The 12,129-nt window shown below is 60.6% G+C and carries 10 protein-coding genes; 6 read left to right on the top strand and 4 right to left on the bottom strand.

Annotation, left to right across the window (positions count from 1 at the left end):
* Positions 1-84: 84 nt before the first annotated feature.
* Positions 85-1,098 carry a LacI family transcriptional regulator gene (locus tag RGQ15_RS17825; protein ID WP_311162049.1) on the bottom strand — a complete coding sequence of 338 codons (1,014 nt, stop codon included), beginning with the start codon at positions 1,096-1,098 and terminating at the stop codon, positions 85-87.
* Positions 1,099-1,291: 193 nt separating this feature from the next.
* Here RGQ15_RS17825 and RGQ15_RS17820 point away from each other — a divergent pair, with 193 nt between their 5' ends.
* The 4 genes from RGQ15_RS17820 (at position 1,292) to RGQ15_RS17805 (ending at position 5,459) form a co-directional block, all read left to right on the top strand.
* A complete protein-coding gene (locus tag RGQ15_RS17820; RefSeq protein ID WP_311162047.1) occupies positions 1,292-2,539 on the top strand; it encodes an ABC transporter substrate-binding protein in 1,248 nt (415 codons plus the stop codon).
* Positions 2,540-2,601: 62 nt separating this feature from the next.
* Positions 2,602-3,495, top strand: a complete 894-nt coding sequence (locus RGQ15_RS17815) for a carbohydrate ABC transporter permease (protein WP_311162046.1) — start codon at positions 2,602-2,604, stop codon at positions 3,493-3,495.
* Positions 3,492-4,379: a carbohydrate ABC transporter permease gene (locus tag RGQ15_RS17810; protein ID WP_311162043.1), complete on the top strand. Its 888-nt coding sequence runs from the start codon at positions 3,492-3,494 to the stop codon at positions 4,377-4,379. The genes RGQ15_RS17815 and RGQ15_RS17810 overlap by 4 nt, the downstream gene beginning before the upstream one ends.
* A 3-nt stretch (positions 4,380-4,382) precedes the next feature.
* The gene (locus RGQ15_RS17805; RefSeq protein ID WP_311162041.1) at positions 4,383-5,459 is read left to right on the top strand and encodes an ABC transporter ATP-binding protein; all 1,077 of its coding nucleotides are present in this window, start codon (positions 4,383-4,385) and stop codon (positions 5,457-5,459) included.
* 6 nt (positions 5,460-5,465) lie between these two features.
* On the opposite strand, the gene RGQ15_RS17800 is transcribed toward RGQ15_RS17805, so the two are convergent.
* Complete coding sequence (locus tag RGQ15_RS17800; protein ID WP_311162040.1) at positions 5,466-6,530, bottom strand: mechanosensitive ion channel family protein; 1,065 nt, start codon at positions 6,528-6,530, stop codon at positions 5,466-5,468.
* A gap of 212 nt (positions 6,531-6,742) precedes the next feature.
* On the opposite strand from RGQ15_RS17800, the gene RGQ15_RS17795 reads away from it, so the two are divergent.
* Both RGQ15_RS17795 and RGQ15_RS17790 read left to right on the top strand, forming a co-directional pair.
* Positions 6,743-7,588, top strand: a complete 846-nt coding sequence (locus RGQ15_RS17795) for a 2-keto-4-pentenoate hydratase (RefSeq protein ID WP_311162039.1) — start codon at positions 6,743-6,745, stop codon at positions 7,586-7,588.
* A 90-nt stretch (positions 7,589-7,678) separates the two neighbouring features.
* On the top strand, positions 7,679-8,032 hold the full coding sequence (locus tag RGQ15_RS17790) for a cupin domain-containing protein (protein ID WP_311162038.1): 354 nt from the start codon (positions 7,679-7,681) through the stop codon (positions 8,030-8,032).
* Between the two features lie 3 nt (positions 8,033-8,035).
* Here the strand turns inward: RGQ15_RS17790 and RGQ15_RS17785 are convergent, their stop codons facing one another.
* Together RGQ15_RS17785 and RGQ15_RS17780 are read right to left on the bottom strand one after the other, a co-directional pair.
* Positions 8,036-10,669, bottom strand: a complete 2,634-nt coding sequence (locus RGQ15_RS17785) for an AAA family ATPase (protein ID WP_311162036.1) — start codon at positions 10,667-10,669, stop codon at positions 8,036-8,038.
* Positions 10,666-11,781: a metallophosphoesterase family protein gene (locus RGQ15_RS17780; protein ID WP_311162035.1), complete on the bottom strand. Its 1,116-nt coding sequence runs from the start codon at positions 11,779-11,781 to the stop codon at positions 10,666-10,668. The genes RGQ15_RS17785 and RGQ15_RS17780 overlap by 4 nt, the downstream gene beginning before the upstream one ends.
* Between the last annotated feature and the right edge of the window lie 348 nt (positions 11,782-12,129).

Below are 12,129 nucleotides of genomic sequence, written 5' to 3'. Positions count from 1 at the left end.
CGCCCAAGCAGCATGAACCCGGAGCAGACGCATGAGAATTCTCCGATCGGCTGAGCAGATTATACGATCGGATAGCTTACCCTTTTAGCCTGGCGATCGGGACGCACCTTCCACCAGTTCAGCGGGCTGCAGGAACATCAGCTTTTCTGGCCCTTCGCCCGCAATCGCACGCAGAAGAAAGCGGCCCATGGTTTCGCCCGCCTCGGCGAGATCCTCGAAGATGCTGTCGAAATGGGGGCGGATGATATTCGCAACCCCGGACGTGTGTTTCATCACGATCCTGCAGTCATCCGCACGCCCGGCATCGCTGCAGGCGGCATAAACCGCCATGGCACTGACCTCGCCCGGACAGACGAAACCGTCGGGAAGGCAATCGTTCCGGATCAGATCGGCAATTCGAGCGTGAATCTGCTGGGGTGCTGCATCAAGGGTGATACCTGACAGGATTTTCCCCTCGATGCCTGCCGCGCCACATCCGCGCTGGAACCCCATGAAAAGATGCTGGGCAAAGGTCATGTTCGCCGGCGCAGGGATCAGGCAAGGCTTGCGCGCGCCAAGTTCGATGAGACGGGCCGCGGCAGCCTGGGCAAAGCCGAAATTGTCGTAATCGACATAGGGATGGGGTGTGGCAAGTTCCGTTCGTCCATGGGTTACGAAAGGGAACCCATGTTCAAGCAGCAGACGCACGCGCAGGTCGTCCGGACTTGTGCGGGAAAAGATCACCCCGTCGGCCAAGCGGTTCCGGAGGATGTTTTCAACCGGTTCGACCACCGGCCGATCGGGAAAGACCGGCATGATGACCAGATGATAGGGGGTGCTGCGCAGCGCTTCGGTAAGCCCGCGGATCATCGACTGACCGTAGCCCAGGATTTCCTCATGCGGGTTCAGAAGAAAGGCGATCACGTTCGTCCTGCCGGTCCGCAGGCGCTGTGCGGCACGATCGGGAGAGTAGCCCTGTTGCAACGCGATCTGGCGGACACGCGCCCGTGTTTCGGGCGCGATCCTGGGATCGTCGGCCAAGGCGCGCGATACGGTCGTGACCGCCAAGCCCGCCTGCGCCGCGATGGTGCGCAGCGTCGGTCTGTCCCGCCGTGTCATCTTCCCCCCTGCCGCAGGCGATTCGTCATGCATGCATCGTTGTAAATATCTTGATCGGCATCAGACAGACAGAGATCTCGGTAATATGTCGAAAAGATAGCTGGTTGCCGCTCTGCACTCTTGTTGACAGGCCCCGCATTTAAAACGTTATAAATATCGTGCCGGAACGGGAGCCGGCTGAGGGAGGGAGAACATGCGTAGATTTCTGTGGGCCGGAACGGCCATTTCCGTCATGGCCATTTCAGCCGCACATGCCGAGGAAAGCGTCGAGGTCCTGCATTGGTGGACCTCGGGCGGCGAGGCCGCGGCACTCGGCGTGCTGAAGGACGATCTCGCCTCGAAGGGGGTGGGCTGGCAGGACATGCCGGTCGCAGGTGGCTCGGGCGTGCAGGCGATGACCGCATTGCGGGCGCGCGTTACCGCCGGAGATCCTCCGACCGCCGTTCAGATGCTTGGTTTCGATATTCGAGATTGGGCCGAGATGGGCGTCTTGGGCAACCTTGACGATCTGGCCGCCGAACAGGGCTGGGACAAGGTGATCCCCGCCGCCTTGCAGGATTTCTCGAAGTATGACGGCCATTGGATCGCCGCACCCGTGAACGTCCACTCGACGAACTGGCTTTGGATCAACAAGGCCGCGCTGGACAAGGCCGGGGGCAAGCCACCCGAGAACATGGACGAGCTTTTCGCCATGCTGGACAACTTCAAGGAACAGGGCATCACCCCGCTCGCCCATGGCGGCCAGCCCTGGCAGGACGGCACGCTGTGGGAGGCGGTCGTGCTGTCCGAGGGCGGGATGGATTTCTACAAGAAGGCCGTGATCGACGCCGACCCCGAGGCCCTGGGCGGAGAGACCATGCGCAAGGTCTTTGACCACATGACGAAGCTGCGCAGCTATTTCGATGATAGTTTCTCGGGCCGAGACTGGAACCTCGCTTCGGCAATGGTCATCGAAGGCACGGCTGGCGCGCAGGAAATGGGCGATTGGGCCAAGGGCGAGTTCCTGCGCGCGGGCAAGAAGCCGGGCGAGGATTTCGTCTGCATCCGCTTTCCGGGCACCCAAGGCAGCGTCCTGTTCAATTCGGACCAGTTCGTGATGTTCGACCTGGGCGACGAGGACAAGCGCGCGGCGCAGTTGAAGATGGCCTCGGCCGTCGAGGACCCGACCTTCCAGGTTGCCTTCAACACGGTCAAGGGCTCGGTGCCCGCCCGTACGGACGTGCCCGATACCGAATTCGATGATTGCGGCAAGAAGGGAATGAAGGATCTTGCCGAAGCGGCACAGGGTGGGACGCTTGCCGGCTCGCTGGCCCATGGCCACGGCCAGCCGTCATCCGTCAAGGAAGCGATCTTCGACGTCGTGACTCAGCATGTGAACGGGCAGATCTCGACTGATGACGCGCTCAAGCGTCTGCCCGAGGCGGTTGCCGCCGCGATGTAACCAGATGCTGCCCGGATCTCGCGCGGTCCGGGCACATTGCCGGTCAAGCTGCGAGGAACCTTTTGTCCATTTCATCCACCGACACCAGGCGCGGATTGCAGGACTGGCTGCCACGGCTGGTCCTGGCCCCGTCCTTTGCGCTGGTTCTCTTCTTCGTCTATGGCTTCATTGTCTGGACTGCGGTTCTGTCGCTGTCGACCTCGCGTATTCTACCGGTCTACAAATGGGCTGGCTTCGACGCATATGAACGGCTGTTTGCCCAGCCGAACTGGTACATGGCTTTGAAGAACCTTGCGATCTTCGGCTCTCTTTACATCGTGATCTGCATCGCCCTGGGGCTGTTTCTGGCCATTCTCCTTGATCAGAAAATCCGGATCGAGGGCGTCTTGCGCCCAATCTACCTTTATCCGATGGCCCTGTCCTTCGTCGTGACCGGAACCGCCTGGAAGTGGTTCTTGAACCCGGGCATGGGCATTCAGAACACCGTTCGCGGCTGGGGTTGGGAGAGTTTCACCTTCGACTGGCTCGTGCGACCCGACATGGCGATCTACACAGTCGCGATCGCCGGCATATGGCAGGCTTCGGGCTTCGTCATGGCAATGTTCCTGGCAGGTCTGCGTGGCATCGACAGTGAGATGCTGAAGGCCGCAACCGTCGACGGTGCCTCGAGCTTCACGATCTACCGCCGCATTGTCATTCCGCTGCTGCGCCCGGCCTTCCTGTCCGCGGTGATCGTGCTGGCGCATATGGCGATCAAATCCTACGACCTTGTCATCGCGTTGACGGGTGGCGGCCCCGGCAACGCGACCGAACTGCCTTCGACTTTCATGTATTCCTATACCTTCACGCGCAGCCAGATGGCGGTGGGCTCTGCCTCGGCGATGATCATGCTGATGGGGATCGCCGCGATCATGGTCCCCTATCTCTACTCCGAATTGCGCGAGGGCCAGCGATGAGCACGCGCGAATCGGCAATTGCCACGGCTGCCGGGCCGTCACTGATGAACCGCGTGGTGATTTACGGTCTGCTTGTGATCTTTGCCGCGATCTATCTCACACCACTATTCGTGATGCTTTCGACCTCGTTCAAATCCCTGGACGAGATCCGCGGCGGCGACATTCTTGCGCTGCCGCGTGATCCCACCATCGAACCCTGGCTTCGAGCCTGGGGCAGCGCCTGCATCGGGGTAACTTGCGAAGGTATCAAGGGCTATTTCTGGAATTCGTTTCGCATGGTGGTTCCTGCCGTGCTGATCTCGACCGCGCTCGGGGCGCTCAACGGCTACGTCCTGACCAAGTGGCGTTTTCCGGGGCACAGGGTCGTCTTTGGGCTGATGCTTTTCGCCTGCTTCATCCCTTTCCAGTCGGTGCTCATTCCGATGGCGCGGGTCCTGGGCCAGCTTGGGCTCTCCAACAGCACGGCGGGGCTGGTGCTTGTCCATGTCGTCTATGGGCTTGGGTTCACCACGCTCTTCTTTCGAAACTACTACGAATCCTTTCCCGGCGAATTGGTGCAGTCGGCACAGATGGACGGGGCGGGGTTCTTCACGATCTTCTGGCGCATCCTGCTGCCGTCATCGGCACCGATCATCGTGGTCTGCGTGATCTACCAGTTCACGAATATCTGGAATGACTTCCTGTTCGGCGTGTCCTTTGCCGCCGGGGAAAGTGCGCCAATGACAGTGGCGCTGAACAACCTCGTGTCGTCGTCGACAGGGGTCAAGGAATACAATGTGGACATGGCTGCGGCGATGATCGCGGGCCTGCCCACTCTGGTCGTCTATATCGTCGCGGGGCGGTATTTCATGCGCGGGCTCATGGCTGGCGCAGTCAAGGGATAGTTCATGGCATTCATCGAAATTGAGCAGCTCGAGCGGACGATCGGCGGGCACAAGATCCTGAAAGGGATAGATGTCTCGCTGGAGAAAGGGGGCTTTCTGGTTCTGGTCGGCCCTTCGGGCTGTGGCAAGTCCACGCTGCTGAATGCCATTGCCGGCCTGCAGCCCCCGACCTCTGGTGACATAAGGATCGATGGAGCCAGCGTGCTTGGCCTTCATCCTTCCAGGCGCGACATTGCGATGGTCTTCCAATCCTACGCGCTTTACCCGAACATGACGGTTGCGCAGAATATCGGATTTCCGCTGGAAATGGCGGGAACGCCCAAGCCGCAGCGCGAGAAGGACATCCGTGCCGTCGCGGGCACATTGCAGATCGAACATCTGCTTGACCGCCGTCCCGGACAATTGTCAGGCGGCCAACGGCAGCGCGTCGCGATGGCTCGCGCCCTGGTCAGGAATCCGCGCCTGTTCCTGTTCGACGAACCGCTTTCGAATCTCGACGCGAAGCTGAGGGTCGAGGTGCGTGCAGAGATCAAGCGTCTGCATCAGCAGACCGGGGCCACGATCATCTATGTGACGCATGACCAGATCGAGGCGATGACCCTTGCGACCCAAATCGTGGTGATGAAGGAAGGTGTGATCCAGCAGGCCGGCACCCCTGCCGAGATTTACAATCGACCGGCGAACATGTTCGTCGCAGATTTCATGGGCTCGCCCGCGATGAACATGCTGCCCGGCCGCGTCGGTGATCGCGGAAGGGACTTCATCAGCGATGCGGCACCCGAGATTGCCATCCCTCTGACGGCCCCCATGGTCCCGGGACGGCGGGTCATCTATGGCATCAGGCCAGAAAACATCGGGGTCTCAGTGGAGACCGAGGCGAAATTTGCTCTGGCATTGCCGGTCGAGATCGTCGAGCCGACCGGCTCTGACATCTATATCTGGATGAAACTCGAAAGAGCACTTCTGGCCGCGCGACTGCCTGCGACCGCCGACCCGCGCCCAGGGGAAATCGCACAGGTGCAGATGGATGTTTCGCGCGCGGTCATCTTTGATGAAGCCACGAAAGAGAGGATCGACTAGCTCGCCTCAGGCGATGGCCTCGATTGCCTGCCGGGACTGCTCGGTCCCCACCATCAGATCCGTCCGTGACCTTGGAAGGGCGCGCGCCTGTTCGCGTTGCAGATAGTCCAGAAGCTTTTCGCGGATCTCGCAGCGCAGGTCGAACGCCTTGGCAGCATGGGTCGCGCTGGCGAGTATCCTGACTTCAACCTCACGTTCGCGGAAATCCGTCACCTGCAACGCGAAAACGTCGCGATTCCACAGGGGCGAAGCGCGCACGATCCGCTCGGCCTCGGCGCGCAGATCGGCAACCGATACGCCGTAATCGAGATAGATCATGACCGAACCTATCAGCGTCGCGTCGCTTCGGGTCCAGTTCTGGAAGGGCTGCTCGATAAAATAGTTCAGCGGCACGATGAGCCTCCGCTTGTCCCAGATGCGAACAACCACATAAGTGGACGTGATCTCCTCGACATTCCCCCATTCACCCTCGACGATCACCGCATCGTCGATCCTGATCGGTTGGGTCACGGCAAGCTGGATGCCGGCAAGAAGGTTACGGAGCACCGGCTGCAAGGCAAGGCCCAGCACGATACCGGCCGCACCCGCTGAGGCAAGAAGGCTGACGCCATATTGCCGGACATCGTCAAAGGTCATCAGCGCAGCGCTGAACCCGACCGCCACGATGATGCCCGAGCCGACACGTTGCAGGATGCGGCTTTGGGTGACGTGCTTGCGCGCGAGCAGGTTGTCCTCGACGTCGATGCGAAACCGGCGCAGATGCAGGGTTGTCCAGATCTCAAGCATCGTCTTGATGAACCACGTCACGCAGGCGATGAACGCAAGCAACAACGCATGCCGAAGCAGTTGTCCCTCGCGCGCAGGCAGGGGTGTCGCGTTCGCCGCAAACGACACGGCAAGGATCATCATGCCCATCTGGACCGGTCCCCGGGTCCGCGCGAGCAGAGAGCGCCAGAATTCGTCCCGATGCACCAGCGCCCTCGCCGCGAGCCGATAGAGCAAGAAGCATCCTGCCCAAGCCAGCAGAAGCGCCGGAAGAAAGACAAGCAATGTTTCGATCCACTCCGGCATGAGCCCTCCATCTTTTCTGCATCTGCGAAAAGAACAACGGCGGGCCGTATGGTGCGTTCCCCTGATCCTTCCCCGCCCCGGCCTGCCCGCCCCCAGTTTCGTCTGCGGCAGGCGTCCTTCCCAACTCAGGATCGGCAGTTTTCCCATTCCGGGCAAAGCATTTCGTGGCATAGTCGGGACGAGTTTCGATCCTGCCCGGAGGATGTCAGGAAATGCGAAAACTGCTTTGGAGCGCTGCTCTGATTACCCCGATATGGCTGGCGGCCCCGTTGATGGCGCAATGCCCCGATGACGCGACAATCGCGATGCTGGCCCGCAGCATCCTGTCGGCCACCCCTTCCCCGACCCCAGCTGTCGATAGCATGGAAGACGCCCTTTGCGCCCAGGACAAGCTTGTTCACATCCTTTCCAGGGAATGGGGCGCGCCTGTCGGCTACAAGGCCGGATTGACCAGCAAACCCGCGCAGGACGCCTTCAACGCTACAGAGCCGGTCCGCGGCGTGCTGTATGCCGCCATGATGCTGCCGAACGGAGCGTCCGTACCTTCAGGTTTTGCGGCCCTGCCCCGGTTCGAAGCCGACCTGATCCTTGTCGTTGCGGACGCCGCAATCAATGATGCAAAGACGGCTGGGGATGTTCTGGCTCACCTCTCGGCCATTCACCCTTTCATCGAACTGCCCGATCTGGTGGTGGCCGATCCAAGGTCGTTGACGGCCCCTTCCATCACCGCGATCAACGTAGGGGCCAGAAAAGGCGTGCTGGGGGACGCCCTGCCTGTCGTGCATGATGAAGCCTTCGAAAAGAAGCTGGCCGAGATGCAGGTTGTCGTCACGGATGCGCAAGGACAGGAACTGGCCAGAGCACCCGGCGCAGCCGTACTGGGCAATCCGTTGAATTCGCTTCTGTGGCTTCTGCAAAGCGGTGTCCGCTTCAAGGCCGGGGATCTTGTGAGCGTTGGGTCTTTCGGCCCTCTTTTGCTCCCCAAGCCGGGGCTTGCCGTGAAGGTAACTTACCATGGCTTGCCAGGCGATCCCGAGGTGAGCGTCAGCTTTGACTAGATCATCCTCCCAGCATCTGGAAAAGATTCAGGATATGGTTTTATATGATTGATCTCGTTTGATTTATGAAATCCAAATCAGGACCGCGAAATGATTATCGTCGATGAAATGGACGTGATGCGCGAGGAAGCGACGCCGCATGGCGCGATCGGCATTTCCGTGGCCTTTCGCATATCAGATGAAGTCCCCAACCGGACCATGGATTTCCGCAAGCGCATTCTCCGCCCGGGAGCGGCGATCGGGGCGCATCTCATTGCGCATGACGAAGTCTACTATGTGCTCGAAGGCGAAGGCGAAGTTTTTGCCGATGGGGTCACACGGACGATCACGACAGGTCAGGCGGCCTATCTCTTTTCGGGCCAAGAGGTCGGAATTCACCAGGTCGGAAGCAGCGACCTGACACTGATCATCTCCTACCCGCTGCCCATGCCAGAACCGGATTGATGATCAGATAGCAGTGATCTCGGCATGGGCCCGCTCTCCTCCTAGTGCGGCAAACGCGCGTTGCCGACAGGTCAGAACAAGTACCTGCTGATCCCTTGCGGCGCGATGCAAGGCAGTGAACATCGCCTCGATACGCTCGTCATCGCTATGAACCAGAGCGTCGTCCAGAATGACCGGAACCGGCTGACCTGACCGTGACAACAGCCGAGCAAAGGCCAGCCGGGTCAGAATTGCGATCTGCTCGCGGGTTCCGCCGGACAGGATGTCCAGCGTTTCGATCTGGCCCATCCGCGTCAGCGCGGCGGGCAAGAGAGACTGGTCATCTATGCGCAGCTCGGCATCAGGATGAATCAGCGCAAGCAAAGGGGTCAGTTCGCGCATCACAGGAGCAAAATAACTGTCGCGGGCGCTACGTCTCGCATCCTCAAGTGCCGTGCGCAACCGTGCAAGGGCATGAACTTCGGTCGCATAGCGTTGCTCGCGTACGATCGAGGCTTCAAGGCGACCACGGATCTCGTTCAATTCCTCTTCGATCCCCTGATCTGCCAGCGCGCCGATCGACCCGTTCAATGTCGCCTGCTCGTTGCGAAGCCGGTCGCGGGACGCGTTCGCCTGTTCCACGACAGAACGCGCACGCGCAAGAGCCGCGCCGATCGTCTCCTGATCCGGGGCGCAATCCCGTAGTCTGGCAGCTATCGCCTCGGCCTCGCGGTGATGGGCGATTTGCGAGACAAGAGCAGCGCGCAATGCATTGAGCCGGTTTCCCAGTTCGGACACATCGCCCGCTTCGGCCTGAAAATCCTCAAGGGTACGTGCGGCCGCCTGCTGGGCTGACTGCCCCGCCGCGCGCTCCTCGCCCGCACGAATGGCTCGGAGATGCGCTTCCGTGGCCAGGTTTCTCGTCTCATCCTCCACTTGCGTCGCGGCTTCCAGTACGGCTTCGATCTCTTCTGGTGCTTCCAGTTCGGTTCCGCTCAGCGTCGCACGCGCCTCGGTAATCGCGATTTCCTGCCTGAGCTGGTCCAGCCCCTCGGGGGCAATCTGGTCCAGCATTGCCCCACATGTCTGGTTCGCCCGTTCGATCCGTTCAACCTCCGCCAGTTTCTGGCGCGCCTCGGCGATCGTTGAGCAGCCGCAGTCGTCGAGTTTCGCGGCAAGTTTGGTTTCCGCGTCCGCAAGCTTCACCGCAAGCGTTTCGGCCGAGTTCCTGCCGGGATCGATCACCATCGTGCCAATCCCCGGCAAGCGGAAGCTTCGTGCTGCAGTGACCTGAACCACCCCTTCGATGGCCGCGCCGCTTTCGTCATGGACCCGCGACGCGCCTTCATAGCGAAGACTGACATGAACGCTTTGCGCTTCGATCTGGGCCTGTAGCCGATCTCGCAACTCGCGCGCGGCTTCGACCCCCTGCACTCTTTCTGGTGTCACCTTGCAGAGAGCAAGAAAGGCGCGGTTCGCCTCGATCTCGCGCCTCAGTTCCTCCGCTCGGCCCAGGGTTACCTCCAGTTGCTGGCAGCGAAGGCGCGCGGACTGAGCAAGCTGTCCACGCTGCGCTGCCGCCAACCTGTTTCGAAGGCTCACCGCATGATTTCGCGCAAGCTCGAACTGCTCCGCTGCGGCTCGGTCCGCTGCGGCGAGGTCTTTGGCTCTTGCGGCGCTCTCGGCGGCTTTCGCGGTCGCTTGCCTGGTATCGTCTTCGGCTGCGGAAAGGCGCAGTGACAGTTTCTCCAGCCTTGTGATTTCGTCTGCGGTTCCTGTCATCGTCAGATGGGCAAGCCTCAGGTTCTTCTGTGCCTCGGAAAGCCGATCCGCATGAGCGATTGCTTGTGCCTGAGTATCCTGAGCTTTCGTCAGAGCGTCTTTGCGTGCACGTTCGGCATCCTGATCGTTCAGTTCTCGCAACTGCCGATTTATTTCCGAACGCCGGGCCAGGCTTTCTGAAAGGTTGGCGGCCTTTGCGGCCAATTCGGTCTCGCGGGACCGGAGGCTTGCCAACTCCTCTGCCGCCCTTGCCCATTCTCCTCCAGCCTTCGGTTTCTGGGTGCTGGTCGCCAGACGTCCGAGTTCATGGCCAACGCGCGACAAGACCTTGTCCAGCCGACGACCGCCCGTCATCGTGTCGATTTCGCCCGCAACCGAGGATAGCAAGTCGCGCCGTGTCTTCAGCCCACGCTCGCGTTCGTTCTTGTCGCTGGCCGTGGTCCCTTCCGGCTCGAGCCCGAGCAACCCCTGTCGCACCCAAAGCAGACCCGTAGGCCCTGCCAGCCCATTGCCGAGAAGCTGATCTATCCATGCCTCGGCCTCGTCGTCCTGAGCGAGGATCCTGCCGTGTGCATCAAGCACCCGCGCGGTGGCGCGGGAAAGCCACCGCTTCTCGATCCTGAACCAACCTTGCGGCAGGTCGATCTCGATCGCCACTTCCGGCGCGCCTGCCGAATGGGGCTGAAGCGACTTGACAGCTTGTTTCGTGCCGCGATGGCGCTCGAAGAACAACGCATGAAGCGCGTCAAAAAAAGTGGATTTGCCGAACTCATTCGGCTCGGACAGCACGGTTATTCCATCGCTTATCTGGTCGATCCGTGCCTTACGGCCTGCAAAGCGGCGCACATTGGTCAGTTCGATCGCGCGGATCTTCATTGCTCTTCCTCAAGTGCCAGCGAGTAGAGCCTGGCAAGCGCCATATTGGCGATCTCGCGCTGGGGAAGGGTCAACCTTTCGTCCCCCGCCTCCTCCAGAAGCGCCTCTGCCGCCTGCCGCAACGCCCCAGCTCGGTCGATCTGATCCAGATCATCGGGACGAGTTTCCGTGATCAGGGCCGACAGATCGCTGTCGAACCAGCCGAAATCGGGCCCTATCGCCGCGATTTCAGTTTCAAGTTCGGCAATCCGAGGAAGCGGAAGGCGCCCCCGGGCAACCAAGCGCAACATGCGATCGCGGCGGCTCTCGATCGGCGGCAGTATCCGAGAAAGCCGTTCCACAGGCTCCTCCCCCGGCAAAAGCTCGATGGGCATGATCTGCCAACTGAACCGGCCGGTCGAAACCACTTCAACAACAGGGACGGGTGAGAGTTCGATGAAGAGCGCACCGCTTGCCATGTCATGCTTGAAACCATCAGCCTCGGGCGTTCCGGAATACCAGGTGGCTGGACCGACCTGCATCCGCCCGTGCCAATCGCCCAGAGCCAGGTAGTCCAGCCCGGAAATCCTTGCCCGATCGGGCGGGATGATGCCCGTGCTTCCCTCCTCACCGGAAAAATCGGTGATGGCGCCGTGGCCTAATCCGATCCGAAGCGTCCCTTCCGGGGTTGCAGCATTCATTGCCTCGGTCAGATCGCGCCCTGGGCGCCGCTGGGTGCAAGGCGCGGGAAGCAGCATCGCCCCGCCACCAAGCGGAAGGGGCGCCGATGAGGTCACCGGACTCAGGTTCCCAGGACCGTCAGAGACGATCCTGCGCCAAAGTTCGGATGCTGCAAGGCTGTCGTGGTTGCCCGGCAGCAGCACCCACCGGATGTCTTCCGCGGCTGCCATGGCACGTAGGGCATGGCGCAATGTCTCGGGGGATGGCGTCTCGGCGTCGAAGGTGTCGCCGGCCAACAGAATCGTTCCTGCGCCGCGCGCGCGGGCTGCCTCGGCCAACTTCGCGATGCAGTCATGCCGGGCATCGCGCAGACGGTTGCGGATCGCCTCGGGATAGGAGCCGAAGGGCTTGCCCAAGTGAAGATCTGAGGAATGCAGGAAACGAAAGTTCAAGAGTGCGGGCCCCGCATGGCAAAAAATGGCTTGCCCTTATTACTAGCCGGAAACGATCCCTGAGTGCCATACCAAGTTCTCCGCGTTTATCTGCCTTCCCCCAACTTGAATGCGGCGCTAATTCATAAATGCTGCAAAAGACAGTTCAAGCGGGGCGGAAGCTCTCTTTCAGGTTGTGGCGTCCGGTATCTGACCTGACAAAGTACAGGTTCTGCCTGGTTTCGCTGTATGCAATATCTTTCTTTTTATTTCATATTGTTGCATCGATGAACATGTCCAAAAAGACCATATCCATAAAGTCAGGTTCACTTCTTCTCTTCTCCCCTGATATCAGATGCTCATGGTCGA

This window comes from Paracoccus sp. MBLB3053 (assembly GCF_031822435.1).
Lineage (GTDB): Bacteria > Pseudomonadota > Alphaproteobacteria > Rhodobacterales > Rhodobacteraceae > Paracoccus > Paracoccus aurantius.
This window is presented reverse-complemented; position numbering and strand designations above follow the sequence as displayed.